This window comes from Oceanithermus desulfurans, assembly GCF_014201675.1.
Classification (GTDB): Bacteria; Deinococcota; Deinococci; order Deinococcales; family Marinithermaceae; genus Oceanithermus; species Oceanithermus desulfurans.
On sequence record NZ_JACHEZ010000001.1, the window covers coordinates 94157 to 115301 of the forward strand.

Sequence of the window (21145 nt, forward strand, 5' to 3'; positions counted from 1 at the left end):
GGATGTTTCGCCCCCGTGCTGTGCTATACTTTAATGCGTAACATAACTTGGAGGTGATGGTATGAGGAAGGTTCTGGCAGTTGCAGCGTTGATGATGGTGTTGTCCTTCGCCTCGGCCAAGAGCTACATGGGTGTGTTCTCGGGTTACCCCGAAGCCATCGGTGTGCAGTACACCATGGACAGCGGCATGCGGTTCAGCATCGGACTGCCGGTCTTCGGCGGATTCGGCGTGGCGGGTTCGGCGGACATGATCATGGGGAGCGGACCCATCGACGTCGAGGGCTTGGACCTCAGCTACTACTACGGGGCCGGCGCCTCGGCTTACTTCGTGAACTACAGCATCTACGGCAGCGCCTTCGGCGTGAACGGTCACGGCCTGCTGGGCGTCGAATGGATGATTCCCGACACCAACTTCGGGGTCTTCTCGGAAGCCCAGATCGGCGCCGAGTACGACTCGTACTTCGCCTTCAGCCCCTTCTTCGGCGGCCGTTTCGGCGTCAACTTCCGCTAATCTTCGGCTGGTACGATGGGGGAGATGCGCAGGTATCTCCCCCTTCTCCTTTTGCTCCTGCTGGCCGGATGTTCCCGCAGCGGCGACGCGATGGCCCCGCTTCTGGGCATCACCCAGCCGCGCAGCGGCGCGGTGAGCGAAGGGCAGAAGGTGACCGTCGAGGGCTACGCCTTCGACGACTCCGGCGTCGAAAGCGTGCGCGTGGGCGGGCAGGAGGTGCTGCCCCAGGCCGAGCGGGGCCGCAAGCTGGTGCAGTTCCGCTTCCTCGTGGAGGCCAAGAAGGGCGGCCAGGTCGAGCTCGAGCTCGAGGCGCAGGACACCGGCGGCCAGGTGCGCCAGCTCAAGCTGCCGCTCACCCTGGACACCGAGAAGCCCAAGCTGGTGCTCGAGCGCGTCGAGCTGACCGAGGACAAGCTGCTCCGTATCGTGGGTAAGGCGACCGACGACGTGGAGGTGGACCGCGTGGTCGTCAAGTACGGCAAGACCTTCAGCCGCCTGCCGCTGCCGCGGGGCAAGGAGGTCAGCTTCATGATCCAGGTGCCCGCCGCCTCGGCCACGGTAATCGCCGTGGACGCCGTCGGGCAGCGGGTCGAGCGCGTGGCCAAGCCTTGACAGCCCCCCGCGGGGTTGATACCATATCCCGTGCTGGGCTGCATGCGAGGGCGATTAGCTCAGCTGGTTAGAGCGCACGCCTGATAAGCGTGAGGTCGGTGGTTCAAGTCCACCATCGCCCACCAAAAAGCCGGGGAAACCCGGCTTTTTTGTTGGCGTTTCACCGTGGGCTGGTAGCATGAAGGCGTGATCGACCCCGAACTGCAACGCCTGGCGGGCGAGGTGCGCGGGCTGCTCGCCGAAGGTCTGGAAGCGCTCGCGCGGGCCGGGGAGACGACAACCCCCCTGCGCCAGGCCCTTCAGGACCTGGAAGGCCCCTTCCTGCTCGTGGTCGCGGGCGAGTTCAACAGCGGCAAGTCGAGCCTGCTCAACGCCCTCCTCGGCCGCGAGCTGCTGCGCGAGGGGGTGACCCCGACGACCGACCGCATCCAGTGGATCGCCTACGGCGAGGAGCCGGGCAGCCGGGCCCTGGAGCCGGGTCTGGTGGTGCTGCGCCTGCCCCACCCCCTGCTCAAGGACGTCCACCTGGTGGACACCCCGGGCACCAACGCGGTGATCGAGCACCACCAGATCCTGACCGAGCGCTTCCTCCCCCGTGCCGACCTGATCCTCTTCACCACCAGCGCCGACCGACCCTACACCGCCAGCGAGCGCGACTTTCTCGAGCTGATCCGGGGTTGGGGCAAGAAGGTCGTGCTCGTGGTGAACAAGCTCGACCTGCTGGGCCCCGACGAGGCCGAAGAAGTGCTCGCCTACGTCCGCGAGCAGGCCGCCCGCACGCTGGGCGTCGAGCCCCCGGTCTTCGGGGTTTCGGCCCGGCGGGCGCGCGCCGGGGAGGACGGGGGCGTAAAGGAGCTGGAAGCCTTCATCGAGCGCGTGCTGCGCGAGGAAGCGGCGCGCATCAAGCTGGGCTCGCCCCTGGGCGTGCTCGAGCGCCTGCTTGAGCAGGGCGGGGAGCGGCTCGGGCGCGAGGCCGAAGCGCTGGCGGCCGAACTGGAGACCTGCGCCCGCCTGGAAGCCCTGCTCGCGCGTCATGAGCGGCGGGTACGCGAAGAGTTCCGGGGCCAGACGGCGCAGCTGCGCGAGGTGGTGGCGGCCGTCCAGCGGCGCGCGGCGCGCTGGCTCGACGAGACGCTGCGCTTCGGCCGCCTCTTCGACCTGATGAACGCGAGCAAAATCCAGAAGTCCTTTGAGGCCGAGGTGGTGGGCGAGGCCCACCGCGAGCTCGAACGCAAGATCCAGGAGAGCCTGGCCTGGCTCGCCCGCGCTGAGCGCGACCTCCTGGCCTCCGCCCTCGACCTCCTGAACACCCGGGGCGGCGCCCGCGCCTACGACGACGGGGCGCCGACCCTCTCGGAGCAGGTGACGCGGGCGCTGGAAGCCTACGATTCCGAGGCCGAGGCGCGCGACCTCCAGGGGCTGCTCAGCCGCGCGCTGCAGCACACCGCGCTGGCCGAGCTGGGCGCGGTGGGCCTGGGTGCGGGGTTGGCGCTGGCGCTGCACGGTCTCGCCGCCGACGTGACCGGCGTCACCGCCGGTCTGGTGGCGGCGGTGCTGGGGCTCTCCATCCTGCCGCGGCGCAAGCGCGCCGCGCAGCGGCGGGTCGACGAAGGGCTCGACCGCCTCGAGCGCGAGCTCAGCGAGGGGCTCGAGGCCACCCTGGAGGGCGAGCTGGGCCGCTCGGCCGCGCGCTTCCGCGCGCTCTACCGCGACCGCTGCGCCGAGCTTCAGGACCGCCAGCAAACGCTGCAGGCGCTCCGGGAGCGCCTGCAGGAGCTGCGCCGGCGGGCCGGCGCCCTCAGGATCGAGCTCGAAGCCTAGGGTTCGATGCGGCTGCCCAGCACCTTCAGGAACTGGCGGATCCACTCGGGGTGCGCGGGCCACGCCGGCGCGGTGACGAAGTTGCGGTCGGTGTGGGCGTTGGTGAAGGTGTCGTTCGGACCGATGTACTTCGCACCCGCCAGCTCCACCTCAGGCCCCACGGCCGGGTAGGCGCTGATCTCGTACCCCTCGATCACCCGCGCCGCGGCCAGGATCTGGGCTCCGTGGCAGATCGCGGCGATGGGCTTGCCCGCAGCGGCGAAGGCCTGGGTGTGCTTGATCACGCGCGGGTTGAGCCGCAGGTACTCGGGGGCGCGGCCGCCGGGTATGAGCAGGGCGTCGTAGTCGTCGGGGTTCACCAGGTCGAAGTCGGCGTTCACCGCGAAGTTGTGCCCCACCTTCTCGCTGTAGGTCTGGTCGCCTTCGAAGTCGTGGATGGCGGTCTTGACGGTGTCGCCCGGCTTCTTTCCGGGGCAGACCGCGTCCACCTGGTGCCCCGCCATGAGCAGCATCTGGAAGGGCACCATCGCTTCGTAGTCCTCCATGTAGTCGCCGACGAACATCAGGATCTTCTTCTGCGCCACCTCAAACCTCCTTTTCCGTTCGCCCACCATTCTACAAAAGAAAAGGCGCGGGGCCGGCGGCCCCGCGCGCTTGGCCTGCGGATCCTCAGACCTGGTTGAGCATGATCGCCCGCTTCACCTCTTCGATCAGGTGGGTGACGGGAATCTCGCGCGGGCAGGCCTCGGTGCAGTTGTAGGCGGTGCGGCAGCGCCAGACGCCGCCGCCGCCCGAAAGGGCGCGGAAGCGCTCGGCATTGCCCTGGTCGCGGCTGTCGAAGATGAAGCGGTGGGCGTTGACGATGGCCGAGGGGCCGATGTAAGTGCCGTTGATCCAGAAGACGGGGCAGGAGGTGGTGCAGGCCGCGCAGAGGATGCACTTGGTGCCCTCGTCGAAGATCTCGCGTTCTTCGGGGCTTTGCAGGCGCTCGCGGGCGGGCGGGGGGTCGTCGTTGATGAAGTAGGGTTTGACCGCCTTGTAGGCCTTGAAGAAGGGCTCCATGTCGACGACCAGGTCCTTCTCCACCGGGAGGCCGCGGATGGGTTCGATGGTGATCGTGTCCCCGCTCAGGTCCTGCACCAGCGTCTTGCAGGCCAGCCGGTTGACGCCGTTGATCATCATCGCGCAGGAACCGCAGATGGCGTGGCCGCAGCTGCGCCGGAAGGCGAGGGTGCCGTCGGTCTCCCACTTCACCTTGTGCAGCAGGTCAAGGACCCGGTCCATGGGATCGGCGTCCAGCTGGTAGCTCTCCCAGTGGGGGGCCTGATCCGCTTCGGGGTTGTACCGCAAGAGTTTCAGATTTACGCGCATCGTCCCCTCCCTAGTAGGTGCGCGGCTTGGGCTCGAAGCGGCCCAGCACCACGGGCTTGTACGCGAAGCGCACCTTGCCGGGGGTCTCCCGGTAAACCAGGGTGTGCTTCAGCCAGTTGTCGTCGTCGCGGTCCGGGTAGTCCTCGCGGGCGTGCGCGCCGCGCGACTCCTTCCGGTTCTTGGCGGAGTGCACCAGCGCCTCGGCGTTGTCGAGCAGGAAGCCCAGCTCGAGCGCGTCGATGAGGTCGGCGTTGAACCGGTCCCCCTTGTCCTGGATGACGACGTTCTGGTAGCGCTCCATCAGCTCCTGGACGATGCCCACCTGCTTCCCCAGCAGCTCCTCGGTGCGGAAGACCGAGGCGTTGTCCATCATGGTTTCCTGGAGGTCCTTGCGGATGGCGAAGGGCGTCTCGCCCTGGCTGCGCGACTTGATGCCGTCGATCAGCTCGCGGCTCGGGTCGGCGGCGTCGGGGGGCAGGTCGATGAAGGACTCGACCTCCGAGAAGCGCGCGGAGGCCAGGCCGGCGCGGCGCCCGAAGACCACCAGGTCGCCCAGCGAGTTCGTACCCAGGCGGTTGGCGCCGTGGAGGCTGACGCAGGCGGCCTCGCCCACCGCGTAGAGGCCCGGGATCACGGTGCCGTCGCCGTCCTTGATCACCTCGCCGTTCAGCGTGGTGGGGATGCCGCCCATGGCGTAGTGGGCGGTCGGCACCACCGGGATCGGCTCCTTGATCGGGTCGACGCCCAGGTAGGTGCGCGAGAACTCGGCGATGTCGGGGAGCTTGTGCTCGATGATGTCCGGGTCGAGGTGGGTGAGGTCGAGGCAGATGTAGTCCTTGTTGGGCCCGCAGCCGCGCCCTTCCTTGATCTCCAGGTACATGGCGCGGCTGACCATGTCGCGCGGCGCCAGGTCCTTGATCGTGGGGGCGTAGCGCTCCATGAAGCGTTCGCCGCTCGCGTTGCGCAGGATGCCGCCCTCGCCGCGGGCGCCCTCGGTGACCAGGATGCCCAGGCGGTAGAGGCCGGTGGGGTGGAACTGGAAGAACTCCATGTCCTCCAGGGGGATCCAGCCCTTGCGGTAGAGGATCGACTGCAGGTCGCCGGCGAGCGTGAAGGCGTTCGAGGTGACCTTGAACATGCGGCCGAAGCCGCCCGTGGCGATCACGATCGCCTTGGCCATGAAGGTGTGGAGCTCGCCGGTGGCGAACTCGAGCGCCACCACCCCGATGGCCCGGCCGTCTTCGGTGAAGATCACGTCGAGGACGTGGAACTCGTTGTAGAAGGTGATGCCCTGCTTGATCGACTGCTGGTAGAGGGTCTGCAGGATCATGTGCCCGGTGCGGTCGGCCGCGTGGGCGGCGCGGTGCACCGGCGCTTTGCCGTAGTCGCGGGTGTGCCCGCCGAAGCGCCGTTGCGAGATCTTGCCGTTGGGTAGACGGTCGAAGGGCAGGCCCATGTGCTCGAGGTCGATCACGGCGTCGATGACCTCGCGCGCGAACACCTCGGCGGCGTCCTGGTCGGTCAGGTAATCGCCGCCCTTGACGGTGTCGAACATGTGCCATTCCCAGTGGTCTTCTTCGACGTTGCCCAGGGCCGCGCCGATACCGCCCTGGGCCGCACCGGTGTGGCTGCGGGTGGGGTAGAGCTTGCTCACGACCCCGACGTTGGCGCCGTGGCGCGCCGCGAACAGCGCTGCGGTCAAGCCCGAGCCGCCGGCCCCGATGACGAGAACATCATGTACGTGTGCCACGGCTAACCTCCTACCTTGTTGAACGGGAAGCTGAAGAGCAGCATGGTGCCGGTGGCGATCAGCAACGCAACCAGGAAGTAAAGCACGAACTTGATAAAGCTGCGCCAGCCGGCGTGGTGGACGTAGTCGTCGATGACGTAGCGCAGGCCGTTGGTGCCGTGGAGCATCGCCAGCGCGAGCATGACCAGGTCGTAGACCTTGATCAGCGGCTGCGAGAATCTGGACGCGACGTAGTCGTAGTCGATCGAGGTGTTGCTGATCATGATGTTGTTCATGTAGATGTGGCCCAGCACCAGGAAGACCAGCAGCACCCCGGAGACGCGCATGAAGACCCACCAGATGAGCTCGACGTTGGTGCTGGCCTGCTGGCGGGCTTCGTTGAAGTTACGGGTCTTGATCGCCATCAGTGACCTCCGCCCCCGAAGATTTCGGGCAGGATCTTGATCATCGTGGGGATGTAGAGGAGCGCAAACAGCACCAGGACGCCGTACCACAGCTGCTGCTGCACGCGCGTCCCCCAGGAGGTGAAGTCCATGATGAGGATGCGCAGTCCGTTGAGGGCGTGGTAGAGCACGGCTCCGATCACGCCGAGCAGTCCGAGCTGGAACAGGGGCTGGTGGAAGAACTCGAGGATCGCGTTGGAGTACTTGGCACCGAACATCGCGGCCGTGAGCTCGCCTACGTGAACCAATAGGTAGAGCAGGATCGCGACCCCGGTGATCCGGTGGAGGTAAAAAGCCCATTGCCCTTCTCTTCCGCGGTACATATCGCCTCCTTTTACGCCCATAAGTTTAGCACCGCACGCGGCCGTCTCATCTATTTAACGCCCGCGGGCACGCGCCAACCAAGGGGCGAAAGCCCCCTGCCGGCAGCCTAGCACCGGAGCTGGAATGGTAAGGTGACCCCAGGAGGGATCCGCCTTGCAGCAGCTGGCCTACGGCACCCGGATCACGATCGACGCCCGCCACCTGAGCCTCGACGGCCAGGAGGTCGAGGACCGCGCCGCGGAGCTGGCGGCCGCCTGGCCCCTGGGCGGCGGCCTGCGCCGCCACCGCATCGAAGACGACGGCGTGACCCTGGCGTTCCTGGGTTCGCAGGGCTCGCTCCTGCTTCACGCCTTTCCCGACGAGGCGCGCCTCACCGTCGTGGCCTTTACGGTGGGCGCGGTTTCCGCGGCGGCCTTCGTCGGCCGCGTCGAGGAGCTGTTCGAGCTGGGGGTCTACGACCTGCGCCGCAGCCGCTACGGCCACTTCTTCCCCCGGGAGGAGGCGCTGCTCGAACGGGTGCTGCTGGGCGAGCGCTTCCTGGCGAAGGCCCGCGCCGCCGCTACCGCGAGCTGAGCAGACCCGCCTCCCAGTAGGGGCGCAGGTAGCCGAGCTCGAGCTTTTCCCGAACCGCGGGCAGCGCCTCGGCCAGCTCGCGCGCCGTCAGTCCGGTCCGGCCCAGGTGGTCGCCGGCGAGCCCGTGCAGGTAGACGCCCAGGCGCGCCGCGCCCCAGGGGGCGAGGCCCGCGGCCAGGAAGGCCGCGATCGCGCCCGCAAGCACGTCGCCGGCCCCGCCCGTCGCCATCGCCGGGTTGCCCGTGGTGTTGACGGCCGCGCGGCCGGGTTCGCAGAGGACGGTGGGCCCGCCCTTGAGCACCGCGGTGGTGCGGAAGCGGCGTGCCAGCTCGCAGGCGGCCCCCAGCGGGTCCTGCACCACCGTTCCCACGCCGGTCTCCAGCAGCCGTGCCGCCTCGCCCGGGTGGGGGGTGATCACCGTGGGCACGGCGGCCGCGGCGTAGGCCTTCACCACCTCGGGGTAGAGGGCGTCGGCGTCGAGGACGGTGGGCTTCTTGAGCTTCAGCGCCGCCCGCGCCGCGGCCCCGCCGCCGCTGCCGCCGCCCATTCCCACGGCCAGGGCCTCGGCCTTGGCCTCGAAGAGGCGGGCGTCCTGCCAGCGGCTGACCGGGAGCCGCACGGCCTCGAGCGGGGGCTCCACCCGGGCGTCGCTGGGGTAGGCCACGGTCACCAGCCCTGCCCCGGCGCGGTAGGCCCCCAGGGCCGCAAGCGCGGGGGCCCCGGTGTACTCGACCGCGCCGCCCACCACCAGGACGCGGCCCACCGAACCCTTGTGGGCGTGGCCGGGCCGCGACGGAAGCAGCGCCCGCATGGCCGCGGGGGTGAGCAGCTCCGGCAGCTCGCGCGGCTCCAGCAGCGCCGGCGGCAGGCCGATGGGGGCGAGCTGAATGCGGCCGCAGGCGCTGCGGCCGGGGTAGAAGACGTGGTCGGGCTTCAGGCCCGCCAGCGCCACGGTCACGTCGGCGTTCACGTGGGGGGCGTAGGGGAGGCCCGAGGGCACGTCCACGGCGACGACGGGCCGCCCCGCGGCGTTGATGCGCTCCGCGAGCTCGGCCCATGCGCCCTCCAACGGGCGCGTCAGGCCGGTGCCGAAGAGGGCGTCGACCACCACGTCGGCCTCGCGCAGGTCCAGCGCCTCCAGGGGTTCGATCTCCAGGTGGGCCTCCAGCGCGGCGCGGGCGAGCGCCGCGTCGCCGCGGTGCCCCTCGGGGGCGAAGACGCGCACCTCCCGCCCCCAGAGGCGCAGCCAGCGGGCGGCGACCAGCCCGTCGCCGCCGTTGTTCCCCTTTCCGGCGACCACGACGTAGTTCGCAGCCTCGGGCCAGGCGGCCCGGGCCGCCTCGGCCACGGCCCGGCCCGCCGCCTCCATGAGCAGCAGGCTGGGGTAGCCCAGCTCCACCGCGCGCGCGTCGGCTTGGCGCATGGCCTCGGGGGTGAAGAGCCGCATCGTCTACGCTCCCTTCGCTTCGCGCTCGAGGCGCTCCCTGCGGTTCACGCCCTCCTGGAGCTCCATCTCGCGCACGAACTGCTCGAGCTGTTCCACCGTCGCCATCACGATCACCTGGTCCCCGGGTTTGAAGACGCACTCGGCCGCGGGCGAGACCAGCGTCTCGTCGCCGCGGATGATGGCGAGCACCACGATGCCGTAGTGGCGGTTGAGGTTCAGCTCCGCGATCGACCTGCCGGCCAGCGGGCTGTCGCGGGTGATCAGGATGTCCTCGATCGAGATCGGCGCCCCACCCCGCCGCAGCGTGGTCTCCAGGAAGTCCACCACCGCGGGGTGCAGCACCAGGCTGGCGAGCCGCCGTCCCCCGATCGCGTAGGGGTCGATCACGCGGTTGGCGCCCGCCTTGAGCATCTTGGGGATGACCCCGGCGTCCTCCGAGCGGGCCACGATGTAGAGCTCGGGGTTGAGGGCGCGCGCTCAGCACGATGAACAGGTTGGCGGCGTCGTCGCCGGTGGCCGCGATCAACCCCTTGGCGCGCTCGATGCCCGCCTTCCTCAGGGTCTCGTCCTCGGTGGCGTCGCCCTCGAGGACGACGTAGCCCTGGTCCACCGCCCACTGCACCCGTTCGGGGTCGCGCTCGACGACCACGAAGGGCTCGCGCGCCTGGCTCAGCTCCTCGGCCGCCTGGTGGCCGACGCGGCCCAGGCCGGTGAGGATCACGTGTTCCGACAGCGCCGTCACTTTTCGCTCCATCTGCCGCTTCCTCCGTTCGCCGCTCGCCCCCATCTCGACTAGGTAGTCCATGAAGACGCCGAAGACGTAGAACAGGCTGGCGATGCCCGTGGTCCCGATGACCATCGTGAAGATCTGGGCCCCTTCGTCGAGCGGGAAGGGTTCGCTGTAGCCGATCGTGGTGATGGTGATGAAGGTCATGTAGAGCGCGTCGAGCCAGGAGGCCCCGTAGGGTCGCCAGAGCAGCCAGTACCCCAGGGTGCCCACGGCCGTCACCGTGGCGACCAGGGCCAGAGGCAGGGCCAGGCGGACCTCCAGCCGTTGCGTACGCGCCATACGTCCAATCTAGCATCCCGCGGCGCTATTCTAAGAACATGGAAGTTCAGGAGGCCCGGCGGCGGCTCGCGGCGGCGCGGAGGGTGGCCGTGCTGACCGGCGCGGGCGTCAGCGCCGAGTCGGGCATCCCCACCTTTCGCGGTGCGGGCGGGCTTTGGGAGGGTTTCCGGCCCGAGGAGCTAGCCACCCCCGCGGCCTACGCCCGCGACCCCGAGAAGGTGTGGCGCTGGTACGCGATGCGCTACGCCCAGGTGATGGAGGCCGAACCCAACCCCGCCCACCGGCGGCTCGCGGAGCTGGAGCGGCAGAAGGGCGAGGGCTTTTTGCTCGTCACCCAGAACGTGGACGGCCTGCACCGGCGCGCGGGCAGCCGCCGGGTGGTCGAGCTGCACGGCAGCCTCGCCCGCGCCCGCTGCGAGCGCTGCGGCCACCGCCGGCCGCTGCCGCCGCCGGCCGAGTTCGCCCCGCCGCCGGTCTGCGATCGTTGCGGCGGCCGCATGCGCCCGGACGTGGTCTGGTTCGGCGAGTTCCTGGACGCCGAGCTGCTGGCCCGGGCCGAGCGCGCCTTCATGACCGCGGAGGTGGCGCTGGTGATCGGCACCAGCGCGGTGGTGGAGCCCGCGGCCAGCCTGGGCCGGATCGCGAAGAGCGCGGGCGCCTACCTGATCGAGGTCAACCCCGAACCCACCCCGCTCACCCCGCTGGCCGACCTTTCGCTTCGGGCGGGGGCTGCCCGCGGCCTGGAACGCCTGCTGGCTGGCGGCGCGGGGCCCCGTGAGGAAGCGGAGTGATACCAAGCCGTGGAAGGACTTAGGGAGACGCCCTCGAAGCGGAGGGCGAGGAGCGGAGCTTCGGCGGGGCGATGATCGTTAGCTCCCGCGGTGAAGTGCTGGCCGAGTCATCCCACGAGGGCGACACCCCCTTGCTGTTCGACATCGTAGGGCGTTAACGGATGCGACACCGGCAGAACCCCGGCGCCGCACGCGGCGCCGGGGTTCTTTGGGGCAAGGTTTACTTCACTTCGGGAAAGCCGTTCACCTCGTCGTTGTGGAACCAGATGAATTCGTTGGAGGCGTGCATGGCGCCGGCGGTGTCGAATCGCGGGTCGTCCGCCTCGAAGCGCCGCCGGTCTTCGTTCCAGGCGATGCGGGTGGCGAAGACGGGGGCGATTCCGTAGGTCCCACCGGCCATGGGCGGCTTGGGAATGGAGGGGTAGCCATAGAACAGCGGCGGTTCCTGCTGCTCGAACGCGCCCTTGGCCACCGGGACGGGCGGTACCGACTGCTGCAGCCCGCCCCGGTTGACCGCGCTTTCAAAGAAGTTGACGTAGAGCCGGTCGGCCAAGCCCTGATCGATCGCGTCGCCCAGGAAGAGCCGGCTGGCGTTGACGGCGCCCATGATGGCGGCCACGTCGTCGATGCTGTGGCTCGAGTCGGCGGTGAAGCGCCCCCGGGCAAAGTCGTACCCGCCGATCAGCCGGTCGAAGCCGCGAACGGCCGCCCGCCGGAAGAAGGCGTCGCCGGTCACCCGCCAGGCTTCGACGAGGCCACGCAGCCGGTAACCGGCCTCGCCGGCGTTCGCCGTCTCGACGTTGCTCAGCTGGAGGGCCAGGCTGCGGAGCCGTCCTCTGGCGGCGTCGGCCTCTTCGGAACCCAGGGCGGCGTACCAGACCAGTGCCTGGACGGCCTGCGAGAGTTCCCGCGGGCCCTGCGGCTGGCGGTGGGTCAGAGCGGCGTAGAGGCGGTCGGCTGCGGCCGCGAAGAAGCGAGCGCTTTCGGGGTCGCGGTAGCGGTTGCTGGCGCTCAGAGGCAGCGCGGGGCGGTCGAGGTAGCCCGCCAGGTTGGCGTAGGCCTCGAGCATCACCCATTGCCCGGTCCAGTCGAGGCTGCCGTCGCTGCTGGGGATCAGACCGTCGGTACGGGCCACCTGCGTGGCCAGGTACCTCGCCTGCGTCTTGGCGCTGGCGTTCATGATCATGCCCACGAAGCGCCACTGGGCGCCGAAGTTGCTCTCGGGGGTGCCGAAGTGGTCGTCCACGTGGAACTGCTTGGCCCACTCGGCCTCTTTCATGATCGTCCAGCCGCTGGCGGAGGCGGTGGTGCGCTTTTCGAAGCCCGTCGGATCCCAGTGCTGGGTGTCGAAGTCGTTGGGGTTCAGCTTGGCGGTGTAGTGGGGGTCGCCGCTCGTGTAGACGAGCTTGAGGAGGGTCACGCCCTTGGGAACCGTGGGGGTGTCGCCGTCGCCCGGGTTGGCATCGACCGCCTGCATCATGCGCTTCACGACCTCCATCGGGGGCTTGAAGGTGAGGCCCAGTCCCGAGCGCATGACCAGGTTCCCCAGGTTGTAACGCGAGTACCAGTACCCCTCTTCCATCACCTGCATGGGCCCGAAGTCGGCCCGTCCGCCGTTCAGCCCTGCGCCGGCCAGGGCCAGCGCTCCCAGAACCGTCCATCCCATCGCGATTCGTCTGCTTGTTGACATGGCTTGCTCCTTTCGCTCCGCAAGGATGCGGGACCCCTGCAGGTTAGGGGGGCGGAAGGGCGGCCGTAGTAGCGTGCGCGACGCGCGTGTCGGCTGCGCTACAAAAGGTTTTACCGGTGATCAGGAGCGGGGCTTGCGCCCGCGCCAGGCGAGCTTGAAGGGCACTTCGCGCAGGTCCAGGTCCTCGCGGATGCGGTTCTTGATGAAGTTTTCGAAGGCGCGGGTGACGAAGTCGGGCTGGTTGACGAAGAAGACGAAGAGCGGCGGGGCCACCTCGGGCTGGGTCACGAAGAAGATCTTGAGGGGGCGGCCGCGGAAGTTGGGCACGCGGGTCTTGGTGAGCCAGAGCTGCACCCAGCGGTTGAGGTCGGCGGTGTCGAAGCGCTCGCGCGCCTTGTGGTAGAGCCGCGTCGCCAGCTGGAAGATCTTGTGGATGTTCTGGCCGGTCGCCGCCGAGGTGTAGACCGCGGGCAGGTGCTCGAGGTGGGCGAGCTTCTCGCGGATCTGCGCCCGCACTTCGCGCCGTTCCTCTTTGGGTACGGCGTCCCACTTGGTGACGGCCAGGATGACCGGCTTGCCGGCGTCCAGGGCCTCGTTCGCCATCTTCAGCTCGCGGTCGCCCAGCTCGAAGGGGTCCACGGCCAGCACCACCACGTCGGCCTCCTGGATCACCCGGTGGGCGCGCTGAATGGCGAAGTGCTCCACCGCGGTCTCGGGTCGCTTGCGGATGCCGGCGGTATCGACCAGCACGAAGCGGGTGCCCCCGTAGTCGAGCTCGACGTCGATGCTGTCGCGGGTGGTGCCCGGCTGATCGGAGACGATGACCCGGTCCTCGCCCAGGATGGCGTTGAGCAGGCTCGACTTGCCGGCGTTGGGGCGGCCGATGATGGCGATGCGGATGGGCGGGACCTCGACCTCGGTCTCGCCCTCCTCGGTCGGGAGGGCCGCCCAGATGGCGTCCTCGAGCTCCTCCAGGCCGCGGCGGTGCTCCACCGAGGTGGGGATGGGATCGCCGAAGCCGAGGGCGTAGAGCTCACCCAGGTAGGCCTCGTGCTTGGGATGGTCCACCTTGGTGGCCACCAGCCGCACCGGCTTGTTCTTGCGGCGCAGGTAGTCGGCCACCTCGTAGTCGGCCTGGGCCAGCTCGGCGCGGCCGTCCACCAGGAAGAGGACCAGGTCGGCTTCCTCGAGCGCCCGGTCCACCTTCGCCTTGATCTTGGGCTCCCAGGCGTCGCCCGACCAGAGGCCGCCGGTGTCGACCAGTTTGAACCGGCCCCGTTCGGTCTCGACCACGGCCTCCTTGAGGTCGCGGGTCACGCCGGCTTCGTCGGCCACCACCGCGTCGCGGCGGCCGAGGAGGCGGTTGTAGAGGCTGGATTTGCCCACGTTGGGGCGACCGACGATGACGACCTTGCGCATGTTCGTTGGGGCTCCCGACCCGAAGCTTTAGTTTACCGTACGCGCGCGGCGCTGCCTAGGGGGCGTGGAGGCGTTCGAGGGAGCCTGGGCCCTTACGCCGCAGCGATGCGGGAGGTGGGCGGGAGTTACCGGGTGCGTGCGCTTGAAGGCCGGGTTCGGGTGCGTGAAGCGGCGTGTCGCGGTGTTGCGGCGGGCTGCAGGCCGCCTAAGGCATCGGGTGCGCCAGGGCGAAGGCGCGCACCCCTTCACGCAGCTCCTCGGCGGGCCGGGTTTCGCGCAGCGCGGCGTCCATGAACTCGGCCACCTGGGCCATCTCGCCCGGCTGAAAACCGCGGGTGGTGATCGCCGCGGTGCCCACGCGGATGCCGCTGGTGACGCGCGGCGGTTGGGGGTCGAAGGGGATGCCGTTCTTGTTGACGGTGATGCCGGCGCGGCCCAGGCGTTCCTCGGCCTCGGCGCCGGTCAGGCCCGCGGGGCGCAGGTCCACCAGGAAGAGGTGGTTGTCGGTGCCGCCCGAGACGATGCGGTAGCCGCGCCCTGAGAGCTCGCGGGCGAGCGCCCGGGCGTTTTCGACGACGGTGCGGGCGTAGGTCGCGAACTCGGGCTGCATGGCCTCGAAGAAGGCCACGGCCTTGCCGGCGATCACGTGCTCGAGCGGCCCTCCCTGAATGCCCGGGAAGATGGTCTTGTCGATCTTCTTGCCCAGCTTGGGGTCGCGCGAGAGGATGAGGCCGCCGCGGGGGCCGCGCAGCGTCTTGTGGGTGGTGCTCGTCACCACGTCGGCGTGGGGCACCGGGTTGGGGTGGACGCCGGCGGCCACCAGCCCGGCGAAGTGGGCCATGTCCACGACCAGGTAGGCGCCCGCCGCGTCGGCGATGCGGCGGAAACGTTCGAAGTCGATCACCCGCGGGTAGGCGCTGGCCCCGGCGACGATGACCCGCGGCTTGTGCTCGCGGGCCAGCCGTTCGACCTCGTCGTAGTCGATCTGCTCGCTTTCGGGGTTCACCCCGTAGCTCACCACCCGGTAGAGCTTGCCCGAGAAGTTCACCCGCGAGCCGTGGGTGAGGTGCCCGCCCGCGGCCAGGTCCATGCCCAGCAGGGTGTCGCCCGGCTCCATCAGGGTGAAGTAGACGGCCATGTTGGCCTGCGAGCCCGAGTGCGGCTGCACGTTGGCCCACTCGGCGCCGAAGAGCTCGCGCGCACGCTCGATGGCCAGGGTCTCGACGCGGTCCACCACCTCGCAGCCGCCGTAGTAGCGGCGGCCGGGGTAACCCTCGGCGTACTTGTTGGTGAGGACGCTGCCCACGGCCTCGCGTACCTGGGCGCTGGTGAAGTTCTCGCTGGCGATGAGCTCGAGGCCTTCCGCCTGGCGGCGCGCCTCGAGCTCGATGAGCTGGAACACGGTTTCGTCTCGGGGGCTCATGTCGAGGCGATTATAACCGCCCGGCGCGTTATCATGAACGCATGGAATCCACGCCGTGGTGGGTGCAGGTCCGGCTCTACCTGACCCTGGTGGTGCTCCTCTTGCTGGCCGTGGTGGTCGGCCTCAACTTCGCCCAGCGCACGCGCTTCTGGTGGTTCGGGGTGCACGAGGTGGCCACCGCCTGGTTCCTGCTGGCCGTGCTGGCCCTGGGGTTCGTGCTGGGCATGGGCGCGGCCTGGTGGTGGGGGCGGCGCCGTGCGGGTTAACCTCTACGCCACCTTTCGCGACGTGGCCGGGGTGAAGCACCTGGAGTTGGACGGGGCCACCGTCGGCGAGGTGCTCGAGCGCCTGCTCGCACAGCACCCCGAGATGCAAGGCGAACTCTTCGATGCCCCGGGCGTGCTCTCGGAGCGGGTCTCGGTCTTCGTCAACGGCCGCGACGTGCGCTACCTCCAGGGCCTGGCCACGCCGGTGGGGCCGGAGGACGTGCTCGACCTCTTCCCGCCCGTCGCCGGCGGGGCGCTGGGGTTCGCGGGGCCCGACCGCGACGGCGTCTGGCGCGCCGAGCTGGGCGGGCTTTCGCCCTGGCTGCTGGCCACCTACCTGCGCCGTTGGGGAGCGGTCGAGGAACGCGGGCGCTGGCGCTGCGACGGCGCCTGGGTGCGTTTCCGCAGCCTGCCGCCGCGGGTGGTGGGCGGGCTCTGCACCGGCCGGCTCGAGGTCGAGGTCGGCGGCGCGGAGGCGCGCCGCTGGGCGGAGCGCATCAGCGCCAGCGCGATGCGCGGCGGGGGCTAGCCGTGCCGGAGCCCGTGCGCGCCGAGCCGCCCGCGGACGCCGCGGTCGAGCTGTGCATCTGCTGCGACGCCGAGACGCTCGAGCGTCACCCCTTCCATCCCGAACTCGACGTCTTCCGCCCGCCCGAACGGCAGCACGAAGCCCTGGTCAGGCTTGTCCGCTCCGGGGAGGGGTGCGTCAGCGCGGCCTTCGCGGAGGGGACCACGGTCGCCTACGTGGCCCTGCAGAAGCCCGAACACTTCGAGCGCTGGAGCTGCGATCCGACCTGCCGCATCTGGGAGCTCGGAGCCGTCGAGGTGGCCCCGGCGTGGCGCGGCCGGGGGCTCGCCCGGCGGCTGCTGGAGCAGACCTTCGCGACGGGCTTCTTCGACGACAAGGTGGTGATCGCCCAGCTGCTCTCCTGGCACTACGACACCGAGCGCACCGGCGTGAGCCCCTTCACCTACCGCGAGGCGCTGATCCGCCTCTACCGCAAGGTGGGCTTTCGCGTCTGGCGCACCGACGATCCCGAGATCGCGGGCCGCATCGAGAACGCGCTGATGGCGCGCATCGGGCCGGAGGCCCCGCCCGAGACCGTCGAGCGGTTTCACCAGCTGCGCCTCAAGGGCACCGCCCCCTGGGACTTCCCCTTTTAGTCCGGGCGGTAGACTGAAGAAAACGGAGGTGCGATGCTCGTACGCGATGTGATGCACTCCCCGGTGATCACGATCTCCACCGGGGCCACGCTCGAAGAGGCCAACGCCCTGATGTGGGAGCAGGGCATCCGGCACCTGCCCGTCGTCGAGGGCGGGCGGATCGTCGGCATCCTAACCGACCGCGACGTGCGGCTCGCGACCAGCGAGCTCTCGCCCATGCCCTTCACCCCCCAGGCGCGGGTCGAGGAGGTGATGAACACCCCGGTGCTCACCGCCGACCCGCTCGACCCCGTCGAGGAGGCGGCGCGGGTGATGCGCGACCGCAAGATCGGCTGCCTGCCGGTCGTGGACGGCCGCGAGCTGGTCGGCATCATCACCGGCATCGACCTGCTCGACGCGCTGGTGGCCCTTACCGGGGCGCGGCTGCCCAGCGGCCGCGTCGAGGTGCGCCTGCCCGACCGGCCCGGCAAGCTGGCCAAGCTGGCCGCCTTCTTCGCCGAGCGGGGCGTCAACATCCACTCGTTGCTCACCTACCCCGACGAGCCGGGCTGGGTGCGCAACGTGTTGCGCGTGGGAAGCCTGGAAACCCGCAAGCTCGCCGACGAACTGCGGGCCGCGGGGTTCGAGGTGCTCTGGCCGCCCGAAAAGCCATGGTCCCGGTAGTCTACAGGCCCGAATACCTGACCTACGACTTCGGGCCGCAGCACCCCTTCAGCCCCCAGCGGCTCGCCATGCTGGTCGAGCTGCTCGCGGAGCTCGACCCCGCCTGGGGCCCGGTCGCGGCCGTCCAGGCGCGGCGCGAGGACGTGCTCACGGTGCACGCCGAGCGGTTCGTGCGCCGGGTGGAGGCGGCGAGCCGGGGGGTGCCCCCCGACGACCTGGACGACTACGGCCTGGGCACCAGCGACACCCCGGTCTTTCCCGGAATGGACGCCGCGGCGCGCTGGCTGGTGGGGGGAACGCTCACCGGGGCGCGGCTGGTGAGCGGCGGAACCGCCCGCAGGGTGCTGCAGCTGGGCGGCGGCCTGCACCACGCCCAGTTCGACCGCGCCTCGGGGTTCTGCGTCTACAACGACCTCGCCGTGGCGATCCACCACTTCCTGGAGGCGGGGATGCGCGTCCTCTACGTCGACGTGGACGTCCACCACGGCGACGGGGTGCAGTGGATCTTCTACAAGGATCCGCGGGTGCTCACGCTTTCGCTGCACGAGTCGGGCCGCTACCTGTTCCCGGGCACGGGCGGCGTCTTCGAGCTGGGTCAGGGCGGCGGCACCGGATACAGCTGGAACCTGCCGCTCGAGCCCTACACCGGCGACGCCTGCTACCTCGAGGCCTTCGAGCGGGTCTTCGAAAAGGCGCTGGCCTGGTTCCTGCCCGACGTGATCCTGGTCCAGGCCGGGGCCGATGCCCACTTCCTCGATCCGCTGGCCGACCTGATGCTCACCACCCAGGCTTACGAGCGGATCTTCAACCGCGTCCTCGAAGGCGCGGAGCAGTACACCGAGGGCCGGGTGCTCTTCACGCTCGGCGGGGGGTACTCCTTCGACGCCGCGGTGCGGGTCTGGGCGCTGCTCTACTTCCTGCTCAAGGGGCAGCGGCTCCCCGAACGCCTGCCCGAGGGCTGGCGGGAGCGCTGGGGCGAGCGGCTGGGGCAGACGCTCAGCGCCGAGCTGCACGACGCCCACGGGCCGCCGCTGGTGCCGCGGCGTCCCGAGATCGAGCGCTACAACCGCAGCAACGTCGACCGCCTGCTCGACGTGGTCAGCAAGTACCTTACGCCGGATTGACGCCTTCGAAGGCGAGCAGCCAGGCCTTGACCCCTTCCATCCCCGCGAAGCCGCCCACGCGCCCGTCGGCGTGGATCACCCGGTGCGCGGGGACGGCCAGCAGCCAGGGAACGGCACGCATCCCGGCTCCGACGGCCCGGGGGTGCAGCCCCAGCGCCCGCCCCACCTGGGCGTAGCTTTGGGTGCGGCCGTAGGGGATGGACTGCACGTAGCGCCACAGGGCCGCCTGCTGCGGCGTGGCCCCGCTCAGGTCGAGGGCTCCGGCGTAGCCGACGGGTTCGCCCGCGAAGTAGCGCTCCGCGAAGTCCAGGAACCGCGTCACGTGCGCCCAGCCGGGGCCTTCCGCCTCGTTTTGGGGCGCTCCCGCGAGGTGCACCCGCGTCAGCCCCGCGGCGCTGGCCTCGACGCGCAACAGCCCAATCGGGGTTTCCAGAAAGGCCCAGGCGAGGTTCACGGACGGGCGAGCACGCCCTCGAGGACGATGGTCAGGAACTTCTGCAGCTCGCCGGCGAGGCTGCGGTCGGGGGTGTGCCCCGCCCAGCGCAGCACCGCGAGCAGGAAGGCGTCGGCGATCGAGTTGGCCATGCGGTCGAGGGAGAGGTCGGTGCGCAGCCGCCCGGCGCGGGCCAGGGGGCGCAGGATCTCGGCGACGAACTGGGCCAGGGGCAGGGCTTCGTAGGCGGCGTGCGCCCGCTCGGGGTCGGGGTTGACCAGCTCGTAGGCCAGGTGCGAGAGCAGCTCGCGCCCCAGCTCCCGCTCGCTCAGCTCGGCCAGGCGGTTCCAGAAGGCCTCGAGCACCTCCACCGGAGGAACGCCGCGCTCGAGCGCGGCCTTGGCCTCGCCCCAGGCGAGCTCCAGCAGTTCGGCGCCGTAGTCGAGCAGCACCGCCTCCTTGTAGGGGTAGTAGTTGAAGAAGGTGCCGCGGGAAACGTGGCTGGCCTTGGCGATGTCCACCGCGGTGGTCTGCTGAAAGCCGCGTTCCTTGAAGAGCTCGACGGCGGTGCGCAGGATCCGCTCGCGGCGGCGCTGTTTTTGGCGTTCCCGAAGGCCCTGCATGAAGATAGTATACCCGATTCAAAAAGTGATCACGAAGGCGGGGCCGGGGTGTGCTCGAGTTCCCAGGTCAGGTCGCGCAACAGCCAGCCGCGGCCGGGGAAGAGCAGGTCGCCGGCGGCGATGCCCTCGATCAGGTAGCGCCGCAGCCGGTTCGGCTCCACCCCCGCGGCGACCAGCTCGCCCAGGTTGACGCGGCCGTCCATGAGCTGGCTCAGGTCGCCGTCCTCGGGCGGTTTGCGGCGAGCCTGGGGGTGGCGGATGCGCAGGCCGTACCAGGCGTAGCGCCCGAGCGGGGTGAGGTCGCCGCTGCGCAGCCCCGTCCAGACGCGCTCCATGGCGATGATCAGGGGGACGCCCCAGGCCTTGGCGGCGCCGCGGACGCTGCGCCCGCCCACGAAGACGTCGAAGGGGGGTGTGGCGTCCAGGCTCTCGTAGACCCGTGAAGGGGAGTCGATCGCCTGCAGGAAGCGGCGGCACTCGTCGTTCAGGCGCGCCCACTCGCCCAGCAGCGCCTGCATGGGGCGGATCACCTTGCCCGACTGCAGCCCCGGTTCGAAGTGGAACGCGCCTTCGGGGGTGTGCAGGTCGAAGGCGGCGATGGCCTCGAGGCCCTCCCAGTCGAGGATGCCGCCGCCCACCACCTCGCCGGCCTGCAGGCGCAGCACCAGCGGGGGCCGGCCCTCGATCCGCAGCACGCCGGACTTGCGGCCCGAGTGCAGCAGCTCGAGCAGGTCCACCAGCGGCATGGTGCTCAGGTTGCCTTCCACGTCAGCCCCCCTCCTATGCTAAGGGTCAGCAGCCGTCCCTCGGGTCCGGCGTAGTCCGCGAGCGCCCGAACCACCCCGGGCGCGGCCGCGTCGGTCAGCGCCGCCACGCTGGGCCCGGCGCCCGCCACGAAGGCGGCGAGCGCCCCCGCGGCGTAGGCGGCCTCGAGCGCCTCGGCGGCTCCCGGCATCAGCTCGAGGCGGTAGGGCTGGTGCAGCCGGTCGCGGGCCGCCTCGGCGAGCAGCTCGAGCCGCCCCTGAGCCAGCGCCGCGGCCCACAGCGCGGCGCGCGCCAGGTTGTAGCGGGCGTCGGCGTGGGGCACCTCTGCGGGCAGCGCGGCGCGCGCCTGGGCGGTGGCCAGCGGCTGGCCGGGCACGGCCACGACGAAGCGCAGCCCCTCGGGGTGCGCCAGCGGGACGTGGGTCAGCGGCCGGGCGAGGGCGAGCTGAAAGCCGCCGAAGACCGCGGGCGCGACGTTGTCGGGGTGGCCTTCGAGCTCGGCGGCCACCGCGAAGACGCCCTCCCGGCCGAGGCGCCCGTCCAGCAGGCGGTCGGCCAGCGCCGCACCGGCGACGCGCGCCGCGGCGCTCGAGCCGAGGCCGCGCGCCAGCGGGATGGGGTTGAAGAGGCGGATCTCGACGGCCGGCGCGGCCTCGCCGGCGCGGGCGAAGGCCGCGCGAAAGGCCTGGTGCACCAGGTTGTCGGGGGTGTCGGGGACGTAGCCCTCGCCGCTGTAGTGGAAGCGGTCGCGTTCCGCGGGCTCGGCCTCGGCTTCCAGGTAGAGCGCGAGCGCGACCCCGAGCGCATCGAATCCGCTGCCGAGGTTGGCGAGCGTGGCGGGGACGTGGACGCGCTCCATCTCT

24 protein-coding genes, 1 tRNA gene and 1 pseudogene are annotated in these 21145 nt (G+C 70.3%); 11 read left to right on the top strand and 15 right to left on the bottom strand.

Annotation, left to right across the window (positions count from 1 at the left end; all coding sequences use genetic code 11):
• Window positions 1-61: 61 nt before the first annotated feature.
• The 4 genes from HNQ05_RS00570 to HNQ05_RS00585 all read left to right on the top strand — a co-directional run bounded on the left by HNQ05_RS00570 (window position 62) and on the right by HNQ05_RS00585 (window position 2944).
• Entirely contained in the window at window positions 62-511 is a 450-nt protein-coding gene (locus HNQ05_RS00570) for a hypothetical protein (protein ID WP_147145024.1), read from the top strand.
• Window positions 512-535: 24 nt separating this feature from the next.
• Window positions 536-1123, top strand: a complete 588-nt coding sequence (locus HNQ05_RS00575; RefSeq protein WP_246104066.1) for a hypothetical protein — start codon at window positions 536-538, stop codon at window positions 1121-1123.
• A 48-nt stretch (window positions 1124-1171) separates the two neighbouring features.
• A tRNA-Ile gene (locus HNQ05_RS00580) sits at window positions 1172-1248 on the top strand.
• A gap of 61 nt (window positions 1249-1309) precedes the next feature.
• Complete coding sequence (locus HNQ05_RS00585) at window positions 1310-2944, top strand: dynamin family protein (protein ID WP_147145029.1); 1635 nt, start codon at window positions 1310-1312, stop codon at window positions 2942-2944.
• Here HNQ05_RS00585 and HNQ05_RS00590 read toward each other — a convergent pair.
• From HNQ05_RS00590 to sdhC, 5 genes are all read right to left on the bottom strand, one after another.
• Window positions 2941-3528: a DJ-1/PfpI family protein gene (locus HNQ05_RS00590; protein ID WP_147145031.1), complete on the bottom strand. Its 588-nt coding sequence runs from the start codon at window positions 3526-3528 to the stop codon at window positions 2941-2943. The genes HNQ05_RS00585 and HNQ05_RS00590 overlap by 4 nt on opposite strands.
• Before the next feature lie 85 nt (window positions 3529-3613).
• On the bottom strand, window positions 3614-4315 hold the full coding sequence (locus tag HNQ05_RS00595) for a succinate dehydrogenase iron-sulfur subunit (protein ID WP_147145034.1): 702 nt from the start codon (window positions 4313-4315) through the stop codon (window positions 3614-3616).
• Window positions 4316-4325: 10 nt separating this feature from the next.
• On the bottom strand, window positions 4326-6065 hold the full coding sequence (gene sdhA, locus HNQ05_RS00600; protein ID WP_147145037.1) for a succinate dehydrogenase flavoprotein subunit: 1740 nt from the start codon (window positions 6063-6065) through the stop codon (window positions 4326-4328).
• A 2-nt stretch (window positions 6066-6067) separates the two neighbouring features.
• Window positions 6068-6469: a succinate dehydrogenase, hydrophobic membrane anchor protein gene (gene sdhD, locus HNQ05_RS00605; RefSeq protein ID WP_147145039.1), complete on the bottom strand. Its 402-nt coding sequence runs from the start codon at window positions 6467-6469 to the stop codon at window positions 6068-6070.
• Window positions 6469-6831 carry a succinate dehydrogenase, cytochrome b556 subunit gene (sdhC, locus tag HNQ05_RS00610; RefSeq protein ID WP_147145041.1) on the bottom strand — a complete coding sequence of 121 codons (363 nt, stop codon included), beginning with the start codon at window positions 6829-6831 and terminating at the stop codon, window positions 6469-6471. Before sdhC ends, sdhD begins: the two co-directional genes overlap by 1 nt.
• Before the next feature lie 154 nt (window positions 6832-6985).
• Between sdhC and HNQ05_RS00615 the strand changes: the two genes are divergently transcribed.
• Entirely contained in the window at window positions 6986-7405 is a 420-nt protein-coding gene (locus HNQ05_RS00615) for a hypothetical protein (protein ID WP_147145043.1), read from the top strand.
• Here HNQ05_RS00615 and HNQ05_RS00620 read toward each other — a convergent pair.
• The 3 genes and pseudogenes from HNQ05_RS00620 to HNQ05_RS12380 all read right to left on the bottom strand — a co-directional run.
• Window positions 7392-8852, bottom strand: a complete 1461-nt coding sequence (locus HNQ05_RS00620) for an NAD(P)H-hydrate dehydratase (protein WP_147145045.1) — start codon at window positions 8850-8852, stop codon at window positions 7392-7394. The genes HNQ05_RS00615 and HNQ05_RS00620 overlap by 14 nt on opposite strands.
• A 3-nt stretch (window positions 8853-8855) precedes the next feature.
• Entirely contained in the window at window positions 8856-9299 is a 444-nt protein-coding gene (locus HNQ05_RS00625; protein WP_147145047.1) for a potassium channel family protein, read from the bottom strand.
• A gap of 82 nt (window positions 9300-9381) precedes the next feature.
• Window positions 9382-9921: pseudogene (locus tag HNQ05_RS12380) on the bottom strand (potassium channel family protein); the annotation flags it as partial.
• A gap of 38 nt (window positions 9922-9959) precedes the next feature.
• Here HNQ05_RS12380 and HNQ05_RS00640 point away from each other — a divergent pair.
• Window positions 9960-10712 carry an SIR2 family NAD-dependent protein deacylase gene (locus tag HNQ05_RS00640; RefSeq protein ID WP_183677497.1) on the top strand — a complete coding sequence of 251 codons (753 nt, stop codon included), beginning with the start codon at window positions 9960-9962 and terminating at the stop codon, window positions 10710-10712.
• Between the two features lie 220 nt (window positions 10713-10932).
• Here the strand turns inward: HNQ05_RS00640 and HNQ05_RS00645 are convergent, their stop codons facing one another.
• The 3 genes from HNQ05_RS00645 to glyA all read right to left on the bottom strand — a co-directional run bounded on the left by HNQ05_RS00645 (window position 10933) and on the right by glyA (window position 15244).
• Window positions 10933-12378 carry a hypothetical protein gene (locus HNQ05_RS00645; RefSeq protein WP_183677499.1) on the bottom strand — a complete coding sequence of 482 codons (1446 nt, stop codon included), beginning with the start codon at window positions 12376-12378 and terminating at the stop codon, window positions 10933-10935.
• Between the two features lie 144 nt (window positions 12379-12522).
• Complete coding sequence (gene der, locus HNQ05_RS00650; protein WP_147145055.1) at window positions 12523-13821, bottom strand: ribosome biogenesis GTPase Der; 1299 nt, start codon at window positions 13819-13821, stop codon at window positions 12523-12525.
• Window positions 13822-14026: 205 nt separating this feature from the next.
• The gene (gene glyA / locus HNQ05_RS00655; RefSeq protein ID WP_147145056.1) at window positions 14027-15244 is read right to left on the bottom strand and encodes a serine hydroxymethyltransferase; all 1218 of its coding nucleotides are present in this window, start codon (window positions 15242-15244) and stop codon (window positions 14027-14029) included.
• A gap of 41 nt (window positions 15245-15285) precedes the next feature.
• Between glyA and HNQ05_RS00660 the strand changes: the two genes are divergently transcribed.
• From HNQ05_RS00660 to HNQ05_RS00680, 5 genes are read left to right on the top strand one after another with little or no spacing between them, the layout of a single operon-like run.
• On the top strand, window positions 15286-15510 hold the full coding sequence (locus tag HNQ05_RS00660; RefSeq protein ID WP_147145058.1) for a hypothetical protein: 225 nt from the start codon (window positions 15286-15288) through the stop codon (window positions 15508-15510).
• A complete protein-coding gene (locus HNQ05_RS00665; protein WP_147145060.1) occupies window positions 15500-16039 on the top strand; it encodes a ubiquitin-like small modifier protein 1 in 540 nt (179 codons plus the stop codon). The genes HNQ05_RS00660 and HNQ05_RS00665 overlap by 11 nt, the downstream gene beginning before the upstream one ends.
• Window positions 16040-16041: 2 nt before the next feature.
• Window positions 16042-16674, top strand: coding sequence for a GNAT family N-acetyltransferase (locus HNQ05_RS00670; RefSeq protein WP_183677501.1), 633 nt, complete (start codon window positions 16042-16044; stop codon window positions 16672-16674).
• 33 nt (window positions 16675-16707) lie between these two features.
• A complete protein-coding gene (locus HNQ05_RS00675) occupies window positions 16708-17337 on the top strand; it encodes a CBS and ACT domain-containing protein (protein ID WP_147145064.1) in 630 nt (209 codons plus the stop codon).
• Complete coding sequence (locus HNQ05_RS00680) at window positions 17325-18461, top strand: acetoin utilization protein AcuC (RefSeq protein ID WP_147145066.1); 1137 nt, start codon at window positions 17325-17327, stop codon at window positions 18459-18461. The genes HNQ05_RS00675 and HNQ05_RS00680 overlap by 13 nt, the downstream gene beginning before the upstream one ends.
• Here HNQ05_RS00680 and HNQ05_RS00685 read toward each other — a convergent pair.
• Genes HNQ05_RS00685 through thrB form a run of 4 tightly spaced genes read right to left on the bottom strand, consistent with a single transcriptional unit; the run spans window position 18448 to window position 21141 of the window.
• Window positions 18448-18915: a methylated-DNA--[protein]-cysteine S-methyltransferase gene (locus HNQ05_RS00685; RefSeq protein ID WP_147145068.1), complete on the bottom strand. Its 468-nt coding sequence runs from the start codon at window positions 18913-18915 to the stop codon at window positions 18448-18450. The two genes, HNQ05_RS00680 and HNQ05_RS00685, sit on opposite strands and share 14 nt — an antisense overlap.
• Entirely contained in the window at window positions 18912-19517 is a 606-nt protein-coding gene (locus HNQ05_RS00690; RefSeq protein ID WP_147145070.1) for a TetR/AcrR family transcriptional regulator, read from the bottom strand. The genes HNQ05_RS00685 and HNQ05_RS00690 overlap by 4 nt, the downstream gene beginning before the upstream one ends.
• A gap of 29 nt (window positions 19518-19546) precedes the next feature.
• Entirely contained in the window at window positions 19547-20284 is a 738-nt protein-coding gene (locus HNQ05_RS00695; RefSeq protein WP_147145072.1) for a DUF4388 domain-containing protein, read from the bottom strand.
• Window positions 20269-21141, bottom strand: coding sequence for a homoserine kinase (gene thrB / locus HNQ05_RS00700; RefSeq protein ID WP_147145074.1), 873 nt, complete (start codon window positions 21139-21141; stop codon window positions 20269-20271). The genes HNQ05_RS00695 and thrB overlap by 16 nt, the downstream gene beginning before the upstream one ends.
• Window positions 21142-21145: the final 4 nt, after the last annotated feature.

Excerpts from the sequence above, each read along its gene's own strand:
- HNQ05_RS00690 (WP_147145070.1), bottom strand. The coding sequence starts at position 19,517 with ATGCAGGGCCTTCGGGAACGCCAAAAACAGCGCCGCCGCGAGCGGATC.
- der (WP_147145055.1), bottom strand. The coding sequence starts at position 13,821 with ATGCGCAAGGTCGTCATCGTCGGTCGCCCCAACGTGGGCAAATCCAGC.
- HNQ05_RS00595 (WP_147145034.1), bottom strand. The coding sequence starts at position 4,315 with ATGCGCGTAAATCTGAAACTCTTGCGGTACAACCCCGAAGCGGATCAG.
- HNQ05_RS00570 (WP_147145024.1), top strand. The coding sequence starts at position 62 with ATGAGGAAGGTTCTGGCAGTTGCAGCGTTGATGATGGTGTTGTCCTTC.
- HNQ05_RS00640 (WP_183677497.1), top strand. The coding sequence starts at position 9,960 with ATGGAAGTTCAGGAGGCCCGGCGGCGGCTCGCGGCGGCGCGGAGGGTG.
- sdhD (WP_147145039.1), bottom strand. The coding sequence starts at position 6,469 with ATGGCGATCAAGACCCGTAACTTCAACGAAGCCCGCCAGCAGGCCAGC.
- HNQ05_RS00675 (WP_147145064.1), top strand. The coding sequence starts at position 16,708 with ATGCTCGTACGCGATGTGATGCACTCCCCGGTGATCACGATCTCCACC.
- HNQ05_RS00575 (WP_246104066.1), top strand. The coding sequence starts at position 536 with ATGCGCAGGTATCTCCCCCTTCTCCTTTTGCTCCTGCTGGCCGGATGT.
- HNQ05_RS00645 (WP_183677499.1), bottom strand. The coding sequence starts at position 12,378 with ATGGGATGGACGGTTCTGGGAGCGCTGGCCCTGGCCGGCGCAGGGCTG.
- HNQ05_RS00620 (WP_147145045.1), bottom strand. The coding sequence starts at position 8,852 with ATGCGGCTCTTCACCCCCGAGGCCATGCGCCAAGCCGACGCGCGCGCG.
- thrB (WP_147145074.1), bottom strand. The coding sequence starts at position 21,141 with ATGGAGCGCGTCCACGTCCCCGCCACGCTCGCCAACCTCGGCAGCGGA.
- sdhC (WP_147145041.1), bottom strand. The coding sequence starts at position 6,831 with ATGTACCGCGGAAGAGAAGGGCAATGGGCTTTTTACCTCCACCGGATC.
- glyA (WP_147145056.1), bottom strand. The coding sequence starts at position 15,244 with ATGAGCCCCCGAGACGAAACCGTGTTCCAGCTCATCGAGCTCGAGGCG.
- HNQ05_RS00680 (WP_147145066.1), top strand. The coding sequence starts at position 17,325 with ATGGTCCCGGTAGTCTACAGGCCCGAATACCTGACCTACGACTTCGGG.
- HNQ05_RS00660 (WP_147145058.1), top strand. The coding sequence starts at position 15,286 with ATGGAATCCACGCCGTGGTGGGTGCAGGTCCGGCTCTACCTGACCCTG.